General features: G+C 69.3%; 9 protein-coding genes. 6 read left to right on the top strand and 3 right to left on the bottom strand.

Annotated features, from left to right (window positions below; genetic code table 11):
- Positions 1-29 precede the first annotated feature (29 nt).
- The 3 genes from ACNR9W_RS15840 to ACNR9W_RS15830 are packed head-to-tail and all read right to left on the bottom strand — an operon-like array spanning position 30 to position 11,999.
- Complete coding sequence (locus tag ACNR9W_RS15840) at positions 30-4,679, bottom strand: MupA/Atu3671 family FMN-dependent luciferase-like monooxygenase (RefSeq protein WP_419269433.1); 4,650 nt, start codon at positions 4,677-4,679, stop codon at positions 30-32.
- Positions 4,666-5,652, bottom strand: a complete 987-nt coding sequence (locus ACNR9W_RS15835) for a glycosyltransferase family 2 protein (RefSeq protein ID WP_419269434.1) — start codon at positions 5,650-5,652, stop codon at positions 4,666-4,668. Before ACNR9W_RS15835 ends, ACNR9W_RS15840 begins: the two co-directional genes overlap by 14 nt.
- A complete protein-coding gene (locus ACNR9W_RS15830) occupies positions 5,649-11,999 on the bottom strand; it encodes a type I polyketide synthase (protein ID WP_419269435.1) in 6,351 nt (2,116 codons plus the stop codon). Before ACNR9W_RS15830 ends, ACNR9W_RS15835 begins: the two co-directional genes overlap by 4 nt.
- 203 nt (positions 12,000-12,202) lie before the next feature.
- On the opposite strand from ACNR9W_RS15830, the gene ACNR9W_RS15825 reads away from it, so the two are divergent.
- From ACNR9W_RS15825 to ACNR9W_RS15800, 6 genes are read left to right on the top strand one after another with little or no spacing between them, the layout of a single operon-like run.
- Entirely contained in the window at positions 12,203-13,582 is a 1,380-nt protein-coding gene (locus ACNR9W_RS15825) for a hypothetical protein (RefSeq protein ID WP_419269436.1), read from the top strand.
- A complete protein-coding gene (locus ACNR9W_RS15820) occupies positions 13,579-15,561 on the top strand; it encodes an acyltransferase family protein (protein ID WP_419269437.1) in 1,983 nt (660 codons plus the stop codon). Before ACNR9W_RS15825 ends, ACNR9W_RS15820 begins: the two co-directional genes overlap by 4 nt.
- Entirely contained in the window at positions 15,558-17,135 is a 1,578-nt protein-coding gene (locus tag ACNR9W_RS15815; RefSeq protein WP_419269438.1) for a GMC oxidoreductase, read from the top strand. The genes ACNR9W_RS15820 and ACNR9W_RS15815 overlap by 4 nt, the downstream gene beginning before the upstream one ends.
- On the top strand, positions 17,132-17,938 hold the full coding sequence (locus ACNR9W_RS15810) for an SDR family NAD(P)-dependent oxidoreductase (RefSeq protein ID WP_419269439.1): 807 nt from the start codon (positions 17,132-17,134) through the stop codon (positions 17,936-17,938). The genes ACNR9W_RS15815 and ACNR9W_RS15810 overlap by 4 nt, the downstream gene beginning before the upstream one ends.
- The gene (locus ACNR9W_RS15805) at positions 17,929-18,846 is read left to right on the top strand and encodes a hypothetical protein (RefSeq protein WP_458478797.1); all 918 of its coding nucleotides are present in this window, start codon (positions 17,929-17,931) and stop codon (positions 18,844-18,846) included. The genes ACNR9W_RS15810 and ACNR9W_RS15805 overlap by 10 nt, the downstream gene beginning before the upstream one ends.
- Positions 18,846-20,177 carry an oligosaccharide flippase family protein gene (locus tag ACNR9W_RS15800; protein WP_419269441.1) on the top strand — a complete coding sequence of 444 codons (1,332 nt, stop codon included), beginning with the start codon at positions 18,846-18,848 and terminating at the stop codon, positions 20,175-20,177. The genes ACNR9W_RS15805 and ACNR9W_RS15800 overlap by 1 nt, the downstream gene beginning before the upstream one ends.
- Positions 20,178-20,209 lie beyond the last annotated feature (32 nt).

Here is a 20,209-nt window from a genome sequence, read left to right as displayed (position 1 = left end):
GGACCGGATCACGCAAGTCGGGCGAACGGTCACCCGCCCGATCCCTGCGGGCGGATCCGCGCACGCAAGGCCCGGCGCGCCGCCATCAGGTCATTGGCCGCAGGCGGCGCTGCGGGTTCCGCTGGCGCAGCCGCGACAGGTGCGCCCACCGGACCGGTCGGCGCTTGCGGCGCTGCCGCTTTGGTCCCCGACCGATCCAGATGCGATGCCAGATCCCGCAGCACCGGAAAGCGGAAGATGTCGGTGATCGAACTGCGGGTGATGCCCAGCTCGTCCCGGATAGTGCGGTGCAGCTGAACCGCCAGCAGCGAATGGCCGCCCAGCTGGAAGAAGTTGTCGCCGCCCTGGACCTCGGGCAGGCCCAGGATCGTCGCCATCACGCGCCCGATGCGGGCCTCCAGATCGGCATTGCCCGTGCCGGTGTCAGCCTGCCGCGGCGCAGCTGCGGGCGATGCCGTTGCAGTGACCGCGGGCGCCGGCACCGTCGCCGCCTGCGCGACGGCAGGGCGCGCGGGGGCGACCGCCCCGGACGACGCCAGGGACTTGCGGTCGATCTTGCGGTTCGGCGTCAGCGGCATCTCTTGCAAGACGTGGATCTGCAGCGGCACCATGAAATCCGGCAGATCCCGGGACAGCGCCTGGCGCAGCCCCGCCGGGTCCAGCCCGCTATCCCCGGTAACGTACCCGATCAGCTGACGCTCGCCCTCACCGCTGCTCTGGGCCACCACCGCGACCTCTCGCACGCCCGGCAGGCGGGCCAGCCGGGTCTCGATCTCGCCCAGCTCGATCCGGTAGCCGCGCAGCTTGACCTGCTGATCGACGCGGCCCAGGAAGCGCAGCCGGCCCCTGCTGTCGCGCCGGCAGAGGTCGCCGGTCCGGTAAAGCCGCCCCTCGGGCGTCTGCGGGAATGCCGCATCGGTCTGGGCCTGGCGGTTCCAGTAGCCGCGCGTGACCCCGGCGCCGCCAATCCACAACTCTCCGGCCACGCCGTCCGCGACGGGCTGGCCGCCCGGATCGCGCAGATGCAGGCTGGTTGCGGCGATGGGCTCGCCCAGCCAGACCTCGTCAGCCTGGGTCCCCAGGTCCGCGACCGCTGACCAAATGGTGGTTTCGGTCGGCCCGTACATGTTCAGGATGCGCGCGCCGCTGGCCGCCCGCAGATCGGCCAGCAGCCCGGGGCTCAGCGCCTCGCCGCCAAGCGCGATCAGCTTCAACTGCGACATCGCCTCGCGCGAGGCGCCATCCTCCAGCAACAGCCGCGCCATCGAGGGCGTCGCCTGCAGATGCGTGACACCATGCCGCCGGATCTGGCCTGCGATGCCATAATCGGCATCCTCGGCCACGAGCGGGTTCACCCGGTCATGCAGCACGGCCAAGTGCGACAGGCTGTCGAGAACCTGCGCGGGCGGGATGCCATAGTCGATCAGGCAGGCGATCTCGGTCACGCCGATCTGGCGCAGCGCCGTGATCCGGGCCTCGGCCTCATCCACCGTGCCGAAAAGCCCGCTGTCGTTGAAATAGCGCAGGAAGGCGAATTCCAGGATGCCCTCCATCTCGTCCTCGGACAGGCCCGACAGGTCGATGGCCATGGGATCGCTGATCCCCGCCGGTTTCTTGAAGGCCGGGAAGGCCCAAGCATATTGCTTGACCAGTGCGGCGGCGGCGCGCAGGTAATCCTTCATCGGGCCCCGCGCCACCTCCATCGAGGCCTCGCGCGTGTCCGCCAGGAAGCTGTGCAGCATAAGCGTCACGGTGAATTTCGCCGGGTCATGCCCCGCCCCGCGCAGTGCTGCATGGTATTCCGTGATGCGCGACGCGATGTCGTCGATGCTCTGGCCCAGAAGATGCGTCAGGACATTGGCCCCGATCCGGCCGGCTTCGCGCCAGGTCTCGGGATTGCCCGCCGTCGTCACCCAGATCGGCAGTTCGGCCGACACCGGACGCGGTTGCGTCACGACCGCAAAGGGCGTGCCGTCGGCGCGCGGGAATTCGACTGCCTCGCCGCGCCACAGCCGGCGCAGGTCCTCGATGCAGCGCAGCATCGCGGGTTTGTTGGCGGGCGGTGTGTTCTGTGGCTGCAGGATGAAGTCGTCGGGCTGCCAGCCCGAGGCGATGGCGATGCCCGCCCGGCCGTTCGTCAGGTTGTCGATCACCGCCCATTCCTCGGCGATCCGGGCGGTATGGTGCAGCGGTGCGACACAGGATCCTGCGCGCACGCCGATATTGCCGGTGACCGCCGCCACCGCGGCGCCGGTGACCGAGGGGTTGGGGTAAGGCCCGCCAAAGGCGTGAAAGTGACGCTCGGGCGTCCAGACCGCGACAAAGCCGTTCCGGTCGGCAAAGCGCGCGCCCTCCAGCAGCAGCTCGTACTTGCGCGGGCCGGCGCCGTCGTCGTTGCCCCAGTAATAGAGCGACATCTGCGTGCCACGCCGCGTCCCGGTGCCGGCCTCGGGGGCCGCGCCCAGCAGATCGCCCGAGATGACCACGCGCCAGCCGCGCGTCAGGGTCCAGAAGATCTCGAGCACCGAGATGTCGAAGGACAGGCTGGTGACCGCCAGCCACGTGCCCGGGTCTTCAGCATCGATAGAGCGGTCCATCCCGTGGAAGAAGTTGATGACATTGCGGTGTTCCACCATGACGCCCTTGGGCGTTCCGGTCGAACCCGAGGTGTAGATCAGATAGGCCAGATCGCTGCCCTGCGCCGGCTGCGGCTCGGCCTCGGGACCGGTGGCGTCCAGCGTCAGGACGCGCGCGGCATGTGACGGCAGGCGCGTGAGGATCGCGGGATCGGCCAGCACGACGAGGGCGCCGCTGTCGGCGATGTAATGCGTCAGCCGCTCGGCCGGGTATTCGGGGTCCAGCGGCACATAGGCGCCCCCGGCCTTGAGGATGGCCAGCGCCCCGACCACAAGCCCCAGCCCGCGCGGTGCGAACAGGCCGACCGGAACGCCCGGCCCCACGCCCAAGGCCGCCAATTGCCGCGCAAGCCGCGTGGCGCGCTGGTCCAGCTCGGCATAGCTGAGCTTTTCGTCGCGAAAGATCAGCGCCTCGGCCTGCGGGTTCCGGACCACCTGCGCGGCAAAGGCCTGCTGTATTGTCGCCGGGCCATCCGGACCCACCATGTCGCCGTTGCGGGCGACCTTCGGGTCCTGGCCGGAGCGCAAGGTTGGCGCCCGGTCCAGCGGCAGCGACGGATCGGCCGCCGCCAGGGCCTCGGCCACGTTCGCCAGCGCGCGCCAAGCGGCCTCGGGCAGTCGGGCGCGATCCCACCAGACCTGCACCTGGGATTGCGGGCTGTCGGGCAGCGCCAGGCAGATGGCCGCGCCTTGCGGCGCGTCACCCGGCGAGCCTGCCAGCACCAGGCCCGGCGTGCCCGGGCGTCCCAGTTCGGGCGCGCGCGCGGTCAGGTCGGCCTGCACCGGCCCGCGACGCTGAAGATCCGACAGGTCGCGTTCCAGCGTCGCGGCGATCGAGGCAGGGGTTTCGTCCTCGGTCTCGACGGCAAGCGGGCGGAAGCCCAGCAAATGTCCGCGCACCATCGCGGGCAGAGGCGGGCAGAGCCCGATGTCGAACGAGGTGGAGCCGGTCATGCGTGCCAAGGCCCCGACCACAGCGGCCAGCACCCGGCCGGCGCCAAGCGCCTGCGGCAGCACCAGCCGTGCCTCCTGCCAGTCGGGTGCGGCATCGGTCGCCACGGCCTCGGGCAGGACGACCGGCGCCAGACGGGCCATGCGGCGGCGCCAGAAGGGCTCATCCCGCGCGGCGGCGCGGAGGGCGTCGTCCAGTTCGGTGGGCCCCGGACCTGCCGGCAGCCTGTCGCCCTTGGACAGGCCATGGGGCCGGGGCTGGCCGTCCATGCCCCTCAGGCCGGACAGGGCCAGCGCGCCACCATTGGCGGTGGCCACCAGCAGGTCGTCCTGGCCTGTTTCCAGAACCTCGCCCGGAACAGCCGCCGCCGCGCCTTCGGGCCGGGCGGCAGGGCTGGCGCCGCCCACCAGCATCGGGCCATCCGGCAACTGCAGCCGCGGGCGCAGCATCGGGTTCCAATAGGGCCCGTGGTCCAGCGCCCGGACAAGCCGCGCCTGGTCCTGCGCGTCGGCGGAGAAGTCCAGGACAGCGCCACCAACAGGACGGTCGATGCGCATGTGCCGCCGCAGCGGGGCATGGGGCTGGGGCTGGCCTTGGTCGTCGCCCCGCTCCAGCATGTCGATCAGCTCGGGCAGGCTCTGCAGCGCCGCTTCCCAGCATCGGGCGTTCAGGGTCAGGGCGGTGTCGTCGGGCGCCACCTCGACCGGAACGCGCAGCAGCACCGGCCCCTCGTCGACGCCGCCGCCGATGCGGTGCCAGGTGATGGCATGGGCGGTCTCTCCGTCCAGCAGGGCCCAGACCGGGGCGTTCAGCCCGGCCCGTTCGGGCAGCGGGCCGTCGTGAAAGTTCACCGCGCCCCGCCGTGCCAGCGCCAGGACCTGCTCGGGGATCACCGCCAGGTTGGCCACGCTGAGCAGGTAGTCGCAGGCGACGACCGGCCCCACCGGCAGACCCTGGGCGCGCGCCGCCTCGGCCAATCCGGCGTCCTCGACCGTGAAGGACCGCAGCACATGACCGCGACCCGTCAGGATGCGGGCCGCCTCCAGCGCAAGAGAGGCATTGCCGATCAGAGCGAATTCAAGCTGGTTCACGGGGGTTCTCCGGTCGATAGATCTGTCGGGGTCGGTCGGGTGACAGCGCATGGCGCAACAGGGCCCGCGTCTGCCCCCGCGGGAAGGTGGGATCGGGGCGGCCCAAGGCGCGCAGGCGGCGGACCGCCAGGCCCGCCACATGCGCCGTAACCGCCAGAAGGGCATAGGCGCGGCCGTGGTTCCGGCGATAGTAATGTTCCCGCGAGGCGAACCAGTAGTCGGGTGGCAGCGACCAGTCCTTCATCCCCGTGCTGACCGAGCCGATATGCACGATCCGGGCATCAGGCAGGTAATGCGTGGGCCAGCCCGCCCGCGCCGCGCGCAGGCACAGGTCCGTCTCTTCGAAATACAGGAAGAACGCCTCGTCAAATCCGCCGATCTGCGTCAGCACCTCGGCCCGCAGCATCAGCGCGGCCCCGGCGACCCAGCCCACCGGTGCCGCGCTGCCCGGCATCGGCAGTGTCACCACATGCCGCGACAGCAGGCGGGTAATGGGCCCGGTCCGGGCTGCATCCTCCAGTTCGCTGGCGACGCCGGGGAACTGGAAATGCGTGCAGTGGTGGCCGCCATCCTCGCCCACGACCCGGCAGCCCAGCAGGCCGATGGCGGGATTGGCCTGCATGTGGTCGCGCATCCGCCGCACGGTTTCGGGCTCCAGGAAGGCGTCGGAATTGACGATCAGCACGAAATCGGCCGGCTTTGCCAGCGGGACGCGCAACGCGGCGTTATTGCCAGCGCCGAACCCGCCGTTGTGGCCCGATTGCAGCACCCGCAGCCGGCCGCCCGCCGTCCATCCCCGCGCCTCGGCCGCCTCGCGCATGGTCTCGAAGCTGCCATCGCCCGAGTCGTTGTCGACCAGCGAGATGACCCCCTCGATCCCCTCCATCGCCACCACCGCGGCCTCGGCCGACCGCAGGGACATCTGTGCGCTGCGCCAGTTGAGGATGATCACATGCACCGACCCCCCGCTCATTGTGCGGCCCGCTGCACATTGGCCTGCTGCGCACGATCCGCGGCGGCCAGTTCCTGGCGCATCCGATCCGCCAGAACCCGCACGCAGGGTTCCAGCACCATCGAATCGTGGTCGCCCGGCACCTCGACCACGGTCAGGTCGGGCATCCAGGGCGTCCAGAGGTTGTCCGCGAAAACATACTCGCGGGCCGAGCTGACATGCCTCCCGTTCGACACCTTGAACCGCCGGTCCAGCCGCGGTCGATAGAGCGTCGCGGGTCCCTCCCACGGGCGCATCTCGTAGCGCGGCAGGGCGCCCAGGAAGGCGGCATGGATGGCGGCGTTGTGAAAGCCGGTCGCCTCGGCCTGCGGTGCCGCCAGGCGGCGGGCACGTTCATAGGCCAGCCGTTCCCGCAGCCAGCGGGTCGCAAAGCCGGGACCTTCTTCCCTGATCTCGGCCATGCGGATCATCAGCCGGTCGCGACGGCTGAGCGTCGGCCGCATCGGGATCGGCGTGTCCAGCATGACCAGCCGCGCGATGCTGTCGCCGCCCTCTTCCAGCTGCCGGGCGATCTCCAGCGCGGTCAGTCCGCCGCCCGAAAAGCCTGCGACCATATAGGCCCCGGTGGGCTGGATCTGGCGGATTTCCTCGATGCAGCTCGCGGCGGCCTCGGCCAGGGTCTCGTGCGGCACAGCCTCTCCGAACAGGCCGCGGGCCTGCAGGCCCCAGACCGGCCGGTCAGGCGACAGGCGCTGCGCCAGGGCGCGCAGGTTCAGCACGTTGCCGAACATGCCCGCCACGATGAACAGGGGCGTGCCGCCCCCGGCAGCGCCCTGGCTCATCGGGACCAGGTGCGTGAAGCCCTTGTCCGCGGCAGGCGCTGCCGCCACCGACGATGTCGTGGCCTGACCCTCGGGACGCGGCCCGATCCGCGTTTCGATCAGTGCGGCCAGCGCCGCCACATTGGGCGCCTCGAACAGGGTCGCCAGGGGCAGGTCCAGACCATAGGCCTTGCGGATCATCCCGAACAGCCGCACGGCGATCAGCGAGTGGCCGCCGAGGTCGAAGAACCCGTCCTCGACCCCCACCTGCTGCACACCCAGCAGCTCGCGGAAAAAGCCGGCAATGCTGCGTTCCAGGTCCGTGCGGGGCTCGACGAAGTCGCTGTCCAGTTCCGGGCGTTCGAAACTGGTGCTGGCGCCCGCCTCGCGCGCGCGGCTGCTGCGGGTTTCCTGGGCGATCAGCTGGGGCAGGTCCAAACTGGAAATCGCGATCTGGGGCAGCCCGGCCCGCAGCGCCAGGTCCAGCATCCTGCCACCCTGATCGGGGGGAATCCCTTGGGACACCATCTGCGCCAGACGCTCCTGGCCGGGCCGCTGCACCGGCCGGGGCGCGGGCGGACGCGCGGTCAGCTGGACGGCCGGGGCGGCGGTCAGCCGCCGCAGGGTCAGTCCCTCGACCTCGACCAGCACGACACCCTGCGGATCGGTCAGCGTCACGTCGAAGCTGGCATAGCCGTCGGAATCGTGGCTCAGCCGCACATGGCTGGCAATCCGGGGCGGCAGCGGCGCATGCATCGTCAGGGCCCGATAGGAGAGCGGTACCCACAGCTGGGCGCGGTCATAGCCCCGGATCAGCGCCATGGCCCAACCCGTCGCGATGTCCATCAGCGCCGGGTGCAGCAGGAACCCCTGGTCCAGATCGGAAAGTCCGCTTTCGGGCAGGTGCAGTTCCGCTAAGCCTTCGCGACGGGCCGGATCGCGCGAAAGCCATGTCGCGCGCAGGACCCGCCAGCGCGGGCCAAAGGCCATCTGCACCTCTTGCGCGGATTCCAGGGCATGCCCGGTCGGCGCCTGATCGACGGGCAGGCTGTCGCGCAGCCGCTGCAGGTCCAGAACCGGCCGCGCCCGGTCGGCCGAGGTGATCCGCCCCTCGGCCACGGGGACGGGTCCCGCGCCGAAATCGGCCTCCAGCCGGAACCCTGTATCATCATCGCCTTGGGTCAGGGTCACGGTGAATTCGCGCTCGGCCCCGTCCTCGACCGTCAGCGGGTCCATGAAGGTCAGGTCCCGCAGCGCCCAAGGCGCCCGGCGACCTGCGGCCTCCAAGGCCTCGGCGGCCAGTTCGATCGTCCCGGTTCCCGGCAGCAGGGCCAGTCCGTCGCGGGTGCGATGTTCGGCGATGATCCAGTCCGACGACCGCAGCCGCCCCGTGAACCGCTCGACCCCCGGTTCGTGCAAGCGCGCGGCCAGCAGAGGCTGGCTGACCGGTTCCGGCGCGGGATCGTCGCGGCGGCCCGACAGGGCCTCGGCCGCCATGCCGATCTGGGCCCAGATGCCCCAGTTGACGGCGACGACCTGGCCAAAGGCGGGGATGCCCGCCCCGGCCACCGCGTTCAGGTATTCGTTGGCCGCAACATAATCGACCTGCCCCGCGGCAGCGATCTCGGTCGAGGTGGAGGAGAACAGCACCGTCCGCTGAACGGGTCGATCGGCCAGGACCATCGCCAGGTTGCGAGTGCCGTGCACCTTGGGGGCCAGGACATCCTCGATCTCGGCACTGGACTTGGCCAGCATCGGGGCGTCGTCCACCGTGCCGGCGGCGTGGATCAGGTCCGTGATCGGGCCCAGTTCGCGGCGCACCTGGTCCAGCGCCTGCGCCAGCGCATCGGCGTCGGTCACATCGGCCGTGGCGCACGAAACCCTTGCGCCACCCGCGCGCAGCGACCGCAGTGCCGCCATCTGGCGCGACTGGCGATGGTCGGGATCGGCGGCGATGCGGGCCTCCCACTCCGCCTCGGGGGGCAGGGGGCGGCGGGTCAGCAGGGCCACCGCCGCCCCCTGCCCCGTGATGTGGCGGGCCAGCGTCAGGGCGATGCCGCCCAGGCCGCCGGTGATCAGCACCGTCCGATCCGGCCCGAAGGCCGGCATGTCATCCAGCTGCGGAAGCGGGGCGGGCACCAGGTGCCGGGCCAGCCTGCGCCCATCGCGCCAGGCCGCGCGGGCGGGCGGCGCGGGGTCCATCAGGTCCTCGACCAGCCGGTCCGCCAGCGCGGCAGGATCACCCGCCGGCGGCAGGTCGATGCTGCGCGCGGCCAGCCAGGGGAATTCCCGCATCCCGACGGCCAGCGGCCCCAGGATCATCGCCTTCTCGGGCGCCTGCACGCGCTCGGCGCCCACCCGCGCCGCGCCCGAAGTGACGGCCACCAGATCGACCTCCTGTCCGCCGCCTTCGTTGGCCAAGGCCCGGATCAGGTGCAGGACCGTGTTGAAGCCCTGCTCCAGGTGCCGATGGAAGGGGCTGAAGCCTGCACGCGCACCCTCGCGCGCCGCGTCAGGCACCAGCCAGAAGCTGACGATGCGCTGCGGCAGCCGGTTCTGCGCCACCAGCGCCGCCACCAGCAGTTCGAAATCGGCCGCACCGTTTTCGGGCGCGACGATGAAGGCGTCCGGGGCGGTCTGGGCAAAGCAGTCCCCCGGCCGCAGCCAGATCACCTCGTGCCCCGCCTCGCGCAGCCGCGCGCCCACCCGGTCGGCCAGCCCGCCGTCATCGGCCAGGATCAGAAAGCGCGACTGCGGGCCCTGCGGCCGCCCCTGGTGATCCAGCTCGACGTCGGGCGCAGAGAGCCGCCACGACGGGCGCCAGGCCCAGCCCAACGGGTCGGGCAGACGCAGCGGCGCGTCATCATTGGCTGTCGCCGCGGCCGCGCCCGAGGCAGGTTCGATGAAATAGCGGCGGCTTTGGAACACGTAGCCCGGCAGCGGCACGCGGCGGCGGCCCTCGCCCCAGATCGGGGACCAGTCCAAGGGCACCCCGGCGGCAGACAGGCGCGCGAAGGCCATCAGGAAGTAGGCGTCATCCTCGATCGCCTGCTCGGGGTGGCGCAGCGTGTTGACGACACGGTCGGGCGCGGCGCCATTGGCCTGCGCCAGGGCCGACATGGCCCGGCCCGGCCCGACCTCGACGAACAGCCGGGCGGGGTCCTCGCGCAGTGTGGCGATGCAGCCGCGGAAGTCGACATGATGGCGCAGGTGGTCCACCCAATAGCGCGGGTCGGTCGCCTGCGCGTCGGTCATCCAGGTGCCGGTCCGGTTCGACAGGATCGGGATCTGCGGCGGCGACAGGCGGATGCCGCGCAGGAAGGCCTCGAACTCGGGCAGGATCGGCTCCAGCATCCGGGAATGGGCCGCGATGTCGATGGCGATGCGCTGGCAGTCGATGCCGCGGGCGACCAGCTTGGCCTGCAGCGCGTCGATCAGATCCGTCGGGCCCGAGGCGACCGAAAGGCCCGGCGCGTTTTCCGCCGCCAGGTCCAGACCGGTCCCGGCCTCGGCCATCAACTCCTCGGCAGGCAGGGGCACGCTGAGCATCCCGCCCCGCGCGATGCGGTCGAACAGCCGGCCGCGCAGTTCGACCAGCGCGATGCAGTCCTCAAAGCTCATGACCCCGGCCAGGCAGGCGGCGGTATTCTCGCCCATCGAATGGCCCGCGACGGCCTGGGGGGCGGCGCCCCAGCTGATCCACAGCTGCGCCAGGGCATATTCGACGATCATGATCAGCGGCAGCTGGACCGAAGGACGGTTCAGCGCCTCGGTCGCGGCCTGCGCCTCGGCGGGTTCGGGCAGCCAGACGGCGCGCGGGTCGCGCCCGGTCAGGCGTTCCAGCACGGCCAGCCCGCGCTCCATCCAATCGCGGAACACCGGCTCGGTTTCATAGAGCCCGCGGGCCATGTGGATCGACTGCGCACCGCCGCCCGGGAACAGGAAGGCCAGCTTCGGTGCGGCCGCGGGGCGTTCATGGTTGAAGACGCGGCGCGTGTCGCCCTTTTCCAGCAGGTCGGCAGCCTCGGCCGCCGTCGCGGCGACCAGCACGCGCCGCTTGTCGAAGAGCTTGCGCCCCTGCTGCAGGGTAAAGCCGACATCGGCAAGATCGGCGTCGGGATGATGCCGCAGCCAGGCGGCGAGGGCCGCGGAATTGGCATCCAGCGCCGCGCGGCTGCGCCCCGAGATGACCAGCGGCTGCACGGGCCAGTCCCAGGGCTCGGCGGCGGGGCGCGGCGGCGCCGCCTCGATCACCGCATGGGCATTGGTGCCGCCCACGCCCAGGGAGTTCACGGCGGCCCGTGCCGGCCGATCCGGATGGCTGGGCCAAGGGCTGCGGCGGGCCACGACATGGAACGGCGTTCCTTCGAAATCGATCACCGGGTTCGGCGCCTCGAAGCCCAGGCTGGGAGGAATTTCCTTGTGGTGAAGCGACAGCGCGACCTTGATCAGGCCAGCGGTGCCGGCTGCCGTATCGGTATGGCCGATATTCGTCTTGACCGAGCCGATGCCCGTGCGCCCCCCGCCCTGCCCCAGGGCAAAGGCCTCGGTCAGGGCGGCAACCTCGATCGGGTCGCCAAGCCGGGTGCCGGTGCCGTGGCACTCGACATAGTCGATGGTCGAGGCGTCCACACCGGCGATCAGATGCGCCTCGGCGATGGCTGCGGCCTGGCCTTCCACCGAGGGCGCCAGGTAGCCCGCCTTGGCCGAACCATCGTTGTTGATGGCGCTGCCCCGAATCACCCCCCAGATATGGTCGCCATCTGCGATCGCGTCCTCCAGCCGGCGCAGCACCACCACGGCCGCCCCGCTGCCGAAGACCGTGCCTTCGCTGCGATGGTCGAAGGCCCGGCAGTGCCCGTCGGGCGACAGGATCTCGTTGGGTTTGAAGACATAGCCGCGGCCATGCGGCAGTTCGATCGTGACGCCGCCGGCCAGGGCCGCGTCGCAGTCGCCGGAATTCAGCGCCTGGCAGGCCGCGTGGACCGCCACCAGCGAGGTCGAACAGGCGGTTTGCACCGACACGCTCGGCCCCCGGAGGTCGAAGATATGGCTGACCCGCGTGGCTAGGAAGTCCTTGTCATTGCCGGTATGGCGCAGCAGGAACATCCCGGTCTCCTCGACCAGGTCCCGGTTCGAGCAGATGTTGACCGAGAAATATGTCCCCATCCCGCAGCCGGCCCAGATCCCGACCGCCCCCAGGCTGTCCGGCCGGTGCCCGGCATGTTCAAGCGCATGCCAGCAGGTTTCCAGGAACTTGCGGTGCTGCGGGTCCATGACCGCCGCATCCTTGGGGCTGAGGCCGAAGAACTCGGCATCGAAATGGTCAAAGCCGTCCAGCCGCGCCGCCACTGGAACATAGTCGGGATGGTTGATGCGCGCCTCGGATTCGCCGGCGGCGCGCAGTTCGTCGGGGGTCAGGCGGGTGATCGATTCGATCCCGTCCCGAAGGTTGGCCCAATATTGCTCCGGGTTCCTGGCCCCGGGCAGGTCCAACCCGAAACCGACGATGGCAATATCCCGAGTATTGGCTGGCGCAGCAGTCACGGCCGCCTCCCTTGAATGAACTTGGCAACCCCCGCGAGGCCGACAGGGCGTTGCACAATCTGGAACCTACAATTGAACGATTAGCAAAGCTGCATCGAGGATGCATGGGAATTTACGCTAAATCCTGTGGATTCCTACCGTCGATCGACGTAAGCCTCGGACTGTAGCTGGGGGTCGTCTTGGGTAACAGTCTGACGCTGATCATGTTGGCTGCCTGGCCGGCCGTTGCAGCGGTGCTGTTCGCCAGGCTGAGCCCGCGCCGGGCGATCATCTGGACACTGCTGGCCGGTTATCTGCTGCTGCCGCCTGTGGTGGGGATCGACCTGCCGCTGCTGCCGCCCGTGGACAAGAACTCGATCCCCGCCCTCTGCGCGCTGATCGGGGCGATGGTGATGCGGGACCGGCTGGACCTGGCCTGGCGCCGCCCCGAAGGCTGGGTGATGGCGCTTGCGGTTGTCGCGATCCTCACCCCCGCCGTCACCATGGCCACCAACCCCGAGCCGCTGATCGAGGGCAACACGTTCCGGCCCGGCCTGGGCCTGTTCGATGCCCTGAACGGCACGATCGGGACCGCGCTGATGCTGCTGCCGTTCTTTCTGGGATATCAGGTGATGGCCTCGACCGAGGGCGTGCGCAGCTGGATGCTGTCCCTGATGATCGCCGGACTGGCCTATTCCCTGCCGATGCTACTGGAAGTCCGTCTCAGCCCGCAGCTGAACGTCTGGATCTACGGATTTTTCGCCCATGACTTCAGCCAGTCGATCCGCTATGGCGGGTTCCGCCCGATGGTCTTTCTGGAACACGGGCTGTGGGTGGCGATCTTTGCGGTCATGGCGGTCCTGTCCGCGGCGGTGGCCCTGCGCGAGACGCCGCGCCCGGCGCGGATGCGCCAGATGGGCATCCTGTTCTACCTGCTGGTCGTGCTGGTCCTGTGCAAGAGCGCCGCATCGATCATCTATGCCATGCTGCTGGTCCCCATCATCCTGCTGACGCAGACCCGGCTGCAGGTCAGGCTAGCGGGGATCCTTGCGGTGGCGGTCCTGCTCTATCCGCTGGCCCAATGGACCGGCGTCTTCCCGACCGAGGCGGTCAAGGACCTGGCGGGCTCCATCGACCCCGAACGGGGCCGGTCACTGGAGTTCCGCTTCAACAACGAGGAAATCCTGCTGGAACGCGCCTCGCGAAAGCCCCTCGCGGGCTGGGGCGGGTGGGGCCGCAACCTGGAGGTGGACCCGATCTCGGGCCGCTTCACCAGCGTCAGTGACGGCTACTGGATCGTGATGATGACGCTTGGCGGCATCATGGGCTATGTTGCGACCTTCGGGCTGCTCTGCGGTTCGGTGATCCGGCTCTGGCTGGTCGCGCGGCACCGGCCGGTGGACCGCTGGACGGCGGGGCTGTCGCTGATCATGGCTGCAAGCCTGGTCGACCTGATCCCCAACGCGACCGTCACGCCGCTGACCTGGCTCAGTGTCGGCGCCTTGGCCGGGCTGGCGGCGCGTGGCCTGCCAAGCCCCACGGATCAACCCCAGGCCGAACCCGCCGCCCTGCGACATCCTCCGATGAGGACCGTCATCGGATGAGCGCGCCCCTGACCCCCCGGCACGGGTCTTACCGGCCCGAGATCGACGGCATGCGCGCCATCGCGGTCGCCGGTGTCGTGCTCTATCATTTCGACCTGCCTGCCTTGCCCGGCGGCTTCACGGGCGTGGATGTCTTCTTCGTGCTGTCGGGCTATCTGATCGGCTCGATCCTCTGGCGGGAATTCGTCACCACCGGACGGGTGGCCTTGGGGCAGTTCTACCTGCGCCGCTTCCGGCGGCTGGCGCCCGCCTGGACAGCGATGGCGATCGCCGTCTTCGCCGCAGGCTGGATGATCCTGCTGCCCCACGACTTTCGCGAATTCGGCAAGTCGCTGATCGCCTCGACCCTGTTCCTGGCCAATGTCCATTTCTGGCGCGGCTCGGGCTATTTCGACAGCATGGCCGAGGAAAAGCCGCTGCTGCACATGTGGTCGCTGTCGCTGGAGGAGCAGTTCTACGTCGTCCTGCCCCTGCTGCTTCTGCTCTGCGCCCGGCGCCCGCGACTGGCCTTCTGGCTGCTGCTGGGGGGCACCGTCCTGTCCTTGGCGATGTGCCTGCGACTGACCGAAAGCGACCAGACCGCTGCCTTCTTCCTGTTCCCCTTCCGCGCGTGGGAGTTGCTGGCCGGCGTCCTGCTGGCGATCTGGTCGCATGACCGGGGAGGGCCGCGGCGCGGATGGGCGGGTTCGGCATCCGGACTGTCCCTGATCGTGGCGGGGATGGTGCTGATCGATCCGGCGTCCGGTTTTCCGGGGCCCTGGGCACTGATGCCGGTCATCGGCACGCTGCTGCTGATCTGGCACGGACAGGCCGCCAACCCGGTCAACCGCTTGCTGGCCTCTGGCCCGGTGCGGGGCATCGGCCTGATCTCCTATTCGCTCTACCTCTGGCATTGGCCGATCCGCAGCCTCGCGGGTTTTGCCCTGGGCCCCGATCGCGGGGCCCTGGTGAACGCGGGCCTGATCCTGCTGTCGGTCCTCCTGGCCTATCTCAGCTGGCGCCTGATCGAGCAGCCGGCGCGCGATCCGGGTCGCCTGCCGGGCCGTCCCCTGTTGGCCGGGGTTGCGGTCAGCACGCTGCTGCTGCTGGGCTTGGGAACCTGGCCCTTCCTGCGCGATGGCCTGCCCGGCCGCTGGCCGTCGCAGGTCCTGATCCATGCCGAGGCGGCGCAGGACTTCATCCAGGACTGGTCCCGCTGCGACACCCCAAGCGACGGGCCCTTCGCGGGGATCGAGATTTGCCCGATCGGTCCCGAAGGTCACCCCCGTGTTCTGGTCTGGGGCGATTCCCACATGCGTGCCTTCAAGGAGGGTTTGGACCTTGCCGCGCACGAGGCCGGGACACCGGCACTGCTGATCTGGCGCGCGGGCTGCCCGCCGCTGTTCGGCATCGAGAAACGTGAAAGCGCCGCCACCCGCGCGCAGGATGCCGAATGCAGCCGCGCCAACCGCCAGATCGAGGCGGCCCTGCGCGCCGCACCTTTCGACCGCGTCCTGCTGGTGGGACGCTGGAGCTATTATGCCGAAGGCGGCGGCGTGGGTGCCGATGCACGCAACCGCATCGAGGTGACTCCCGCCTGGCCTGTTGCCGTCCAGCAGACGCTGGATGTGCTTGAGGAGATCGGAAGCCGGGTCCACGTCCTGCGCCAGGTCCCCGAAGTGCCGGATTACGGCGCGCTGCCCGTGGCCCGCGCGCTGGCGCGTGGCGAGACGGTGCCGGAGGCGCGGATGCAGGTGCCGATGGACCGCGCCTTGGAGCGCGAGGCACGGGGCCTGGCACCTTTCGCCGCAGCAGCTCGAAAAGACAGGGTGGTGCTGATTGACCCCTGGCCCCTGACTTGCCACGATGGTTTTTGCACCGTCATGCAGGAAGGACGCACGGTCTATTTCGACAACAACCACATCACCAACGAGGGAGCCATGCGCCTGCGCCAGGTCTTTGCTCCTGTTTTCACACAAGAGGGCGCCGAGGGCACGTGAACAACTTTCCGGACAAGACCTGGGATGTCATCATCGTCGGCGCCGGCCTGGGCGGTGGCGTCTGCGGGCGCGTCCTTGCAGAAGCGGGCTTGTCCGTCCTGTTCGTGGAAAAGGGCCCCGCGACCCCGCGTCTGGCCCAGAACAACCAGGACTGCAGCCACACCGATCCGTTCGCCCGGCAGATGTTCGGCTGCTGGCCCCAGCCTGTCGAGGCGAAGGTGGACGGGGCAACAGCGGTGGGCTGGGGTGCGCAGGGCGTGGGGCTGGGGGGAACCTCGGCCTTCTATGCGGCGGCACTGGAGCAGCCGGAGCGTCACGATTTCGAACCTGTGGCCGACATGCCCCATCCCACCGGCGGCTGGCCGGTCGGATATGACGAATTCGCGCCCTGGTACGACCGCGCCCGGCAGATCATGGCCGTCAACGGCACCCAGGACCCGTTGAGCGGCCAGATGGCGCCCTTGTCGCCCCCCCTGCCCCTCGCCCCACGGGACGAGGCGCTCGGGCAGGCCCTGGCGGAGGCGGGGCTGCACCCTTACCGCGCGCATCTGGGCATCCGGCAGCTGGAGGGCTGCATGGAATGCATCGGGCGCAAATGTCCCCGCGACTGCAAGATGGACGGCCGCTCGGCCGGTGTTCTGCCGGCGCTTGCGACGGGCCATGCAACCGTGCTCGAAGGTGCCGAGGTCGTCGCGCTGGAGGGGCATGGGGACCGCGTGACCGGCCTCAGCATCGACTGGCAGGGCGAACGGCATCAGCTGCATGCGCGCGCCTATGTTCTGGCGGCGGGCAGCCTGTCGTCGCCCCGGCTGCTTCTGGCATCGGTCAGCGAGGCCTGGCCGCAGGGTTGCGCCAATTCCAGCGGGCTGGTGGGACGCGGGCTGATGTTCCACATCAACGAACGCATCGCCATCTGGCCGCCGCGCAACGCCCCGCGCAGCACGCCCGGGCCCCTGAAGGCCTTTTCGATGCGCGATCTCTATCGTCATGAACGGGACAGGATGGGGCTCTTCCAGTCGCTTGGCCTGCCTGCGGATTACGGCAACATCCTCTACGTCCTGCGACAGCGCTATGAAGCCTCGCCGCTGCGCAGGATCGGCATCGGCCGGGAATTCCTGCGCATTCCCGCCCTGGTGGCCGCCCGGCTGCTGGGCGAGGCACGGGTCTTTGCCGGCATCCTCGAGGACATGCCGGACGACAACAATCGCGTCCGGCACGACCCGGCGCGGCCCGACACGATCATCTATGATTACACGATGTCCGCCGACCTGCTGGAGCGCCGCAGGCGCTTTCGGCGGCTGCTGAAGCAGCGCCTGTCAGGGGTCCGCTCGCTGTGGCTGAACCACAGTCCTGAACTGAACGTCGCCCACCCCTGCGGAACCCTGCGGTTCTCGGTGGATCCGGCGCGCGGGGTGCTGGACCGGGATTGCAAGGCCCACGACCTCGACAACCTCTATGTCGCCGATGCCAGCTTCATGCCCAGTTCGACGGGCGTCAATCCGGGCCTGACGATCGTGGCCAATGCCCTGCGCGTGGGCGATGTCCTGAGCCGCAGATTGCGCGGGCCTGCATGACCGAACCGCCGCGAAAGAAGGTCGCCGTGATCACCGGCGCCAGCGAGGGGTTGGGGCGGGCCTTGGCGCGGCAGATGACCGCACGGGGCGTCCATGTGGTGGGCATCGCCCGGCGCGCCGAGGCCTTGGCCGCCACCGCTGAACTCTGCGCGCCGGGCCTGTTCACGGCATGGCCCGGTGACGTGGCGGACCCGGCCCTGATGCGCGAGATCGCCGCCCGCACCGAAGAGGATCTGGGCCCCGTCTCGATCCTGGTGAACAACGCGGTCATCTACGAACGCGCCGATTTCCTGAATTCTCTGGCCGAACACGCCTGCGCGCATCTGCAGATCAACTGCTGCGGCCAGATCAACATGACCGCAGCCGTCCTGCCCTTCATGGTGGCGCGGGGCCGCGGCCGGATCGTCAACATCACCAGCTTCGCGGGCGAAACCCCCCTACCCGGCAGCCTGGGCTATTCCGTCTCCAAGGCGGCCACCCGCGCCTTCACGCGCGCACTGGTGGCCGAAGTCGCCCTGCGCATGCCCGATATCGTGGTGTCCGAATGGATCCCCGGGATAATGCATACCCGCAGCGGCTATCGTGACGGGATCTGCGCCGATCACGCTGCGGCCTGGGGGGCGGAACTGGCGCTGGATGACCGACCCGAGCTGCATGGAACCACCTTCCTGCGCGACCGCGAATTGCTGCCCCACCGGTCGCTTCGCGACCGCTTGAAGGACGCCCTGCTGCTGAAGCCTGCCCCCCGCCCGCGGATGCTGGCGCAGAACAACCCGGTCTTAGGACAAGATACATGCTCGTGAAATCACGTTTCCTGCGCGCGCTGGCCGCCATCACCCTTCTGTTCCAGGCGCCCCCTGCATTTGCCCAGGCCCTGTCCGAACGCGACAGCGCACGGGTCTATGTCTTTGGGAATAGCCTGATCCATCACCTGACGGACACCGACCAGACGACCGTTCCCTATTGGCTGGCGGCAATGGCGCAACAGGATGGGCGCCAGCTTGCCCTCGACGGTCGTTGGGGGTTTCCGCGCAGTTTCGCGACCGAGCTGCCGCCGATCCCGAACTGGTCCTTCAGGACGGTTCAGCCCGCATGGAACCCCGAGCAGCCCTTCAGCAGCGCGAAATTCGACACCGTCATCCTGAACCCGGAGAATTTCATCCAGTATGACCGCGCCGATCGCCCCTATCTGGGCGACAACCCCGACCGGGCGACGCCGCTTGGCGCCACGCTGACGGTCCTGGACTGGGTCGGCCAGAACACCGAAGGTGCGCGGTTCATGATCTACGAGGGTTGGGCCGATCTCAATCCCTTCACCGACAGCTTTCCCCCTTCGGATCGCCAGCTGCAGCGTTACTACCGGCACGCTCAGGCCGGTTACGCGGAATGGTACGACGATTACGTGGCGCGACTGAAGGCGTTGCGGCGCGAGACGCAGATCGAGTTCATCCCGGCCGGGCGGGTGATGGCCCGCCTGCTGTCGGAAAAGCCGCTGTCGGACATCCCGCCCGAGGCGCTTTATTCCGACACCTCGCCCCATGGGACCGAGACGATCTATCTTCTGGCGGCGATGATCACCTATGTCTCGCTCTACGGGGCACGTCCCCCGGCGGGGCTGGAGATGCCCGACACGATCGACCCGCGCTTTGCGGCCGCCTATGAACAGACGGCCGACCGGATCTGGGACATCATGCAGGCCGAGGCGCAGTGATGATCACCCGTGCCAGGATCGGCCTGCTGATGACGGGCGAAGGGCTGGTCCACCGGGCCTTTCGCGGATCGGCGCTGACCATGCTCAGCTTTGGCGGCATCCAGGCCATCCGGCTGGTGTCGAACCTGATCCTCACGCGCCTGCTGTTCCCAGAGGTCTTTGGCCTGATGACCCTGATCATGGTGATCATCCAGGGCCTGAACAACTTTTCGGACGTCGGCATCACGCCGGCCATCCTGCAAAGCAAGCGTGGCGACGACCGCACCTTCCTCGACACGGCCTTCACCATGCAGGCCATTCGCGGGGTCTTCCTGTGGCTGGGCTGCTGCGTGCTGGCCTATCCCGCCGCGCTTTTCTACGATGTCCCCGAGATGATGTGGTTCCTGCCGGTCGCTGGCGTCACCGCGCTGATCTTCGGCCTGCTGCCCACCAAGGTCGAAACCGCGAACCGTCACATGCGCATGGGGCGGCTAACCCTGGTTGAACTTGCGACCGCGGCCATCACCACGACGCTGACCATCGGTCTGGCCGCCCTCCTGGGCTCGGCCTGGGCGCTGGTCATCGGTCTGATCCTCGGCGCGCTGGTCAAGGTGGCCATGGTGCATCGGCTGATGCCGGGTCCGGCCAACAGCTTCCGGTGGGACCGCGACTGCGCGGCCGAACTGATCCGGTTCGGCAAGTGGATCATGCCCTCGACCGTGGTGGGTTTCGTCATCTCGCAGGGCGACAAGGCCGTGCTGGCGCGGCTGCTGACCCTGACGCAGCTGGGCATCTACAATATCGCGTTCTTCCTGGCCAGCTTTCCGCTGATGCTGGGGACGACGGTGATCTCGCGGATGATGATCCCGATCTATCGCTCGGCCGCCGAGGACCCAAGCCCGGCCCAGCTGCACCGGGTCCGCATCGTGCGCATCGCGCTGACCGGCATGTTCATGATGCTTTTGACAGCGCTTGCCATCTTTGGCCATGACCTAGTGACCCTGCTTTACGACGACCGCTACCGCGAGGCGGGCGCTCTGGTCACATTGATCGCGCTGGCCAGCATCCCCTCGCTGATCGGTCTCAGCTACGACCAAGCCGCCCTGGCCCGGGGGGATTCACGCGGCTTCTTCTGGGTCACCCTGGTCCGGGCAATCCTGTTCCTCACGCTGTTCACGGTGGGCGCGGTGCAGGCTGGCATCCCCGGCGCGCTGGCCGGCCAGGCGCTGGCGGCGGTGCTGTCCTATCCGATGCTGGTGCGCCTCGCGCGTCGGCATGGGGTATGGGACGCTTGGCACGATCTGGGCTACGGGCTTCTGGGGCTGGCGCTGGCCGCGGTGCTGCTGGGCTGAAGCAAGCCTATCGATACGCCGCCGATCTGGCG

This window comes from Paracoccus sp. T5, assembly GCF_048538155.2.
In the GTDB taxonomy this organism is placed as follows: Bacteria; Pseudomonadota; Alphaproteobacteria; order Rhodobacterales; family Rhodobacteraceae; genus Paracoccus.
The sequence above is the reverse complement of the archived record's forward strand: the minus strand, read 5'-3'. Positions and strand labels throughout refer to the sequence as shown.

What these genes read in the sequence shown, in the direction of transcription:
- ACNR9W_RS15835 (WP_419269434.1), bottom strand. Translation starts at nt 5,652, where the DNA reads ATGAGCGGGGGGTCGGTGCATGTGATCATCCTCAACTGGCGCAGCGCA.
- ACNR9W_RS15825 (WP_419269436.1), top strand. Translation starts at nt 12,203, where the DNA reads ATGTTGGCTGCCTGGCCGGCCGTTGCAGCGGTGCTGTTCGCCAGGCTG.
- ACNR9W_RS15820 (WP_419269437.1), top strand. Translation starts at nt 13,579, where the DNA reads ATGAGCGCGCCCCTGACCCCCCGGCACGGGTCTTACCGGCCCGAGATC.
- ACNR9W_RS15810 (WP_419269439.1), top strand. Translation starts at nt 17,132, where the DNA reads ATGACCGAACCGCCGCGAAAGAAGGTCGCCGTGATCACCGGCGCCAGC.
- ACNR9W_RS15805 (WP_458478797.1), top strand. Translation starts at nt 17,929, where the DNA reads ATGCTCGTGAAATCACGTTTCCTGCGCGCGCTGGCCGCCATCACCCTT.
- ACNR9W_RS15800 (WP_419269441.1), top strand. Translation starts at nt 18,846, where the DNA reads ATGATCACCCGTGCCAGGATCGGCCTGCTGATGACGGGCGAAGGGCTG.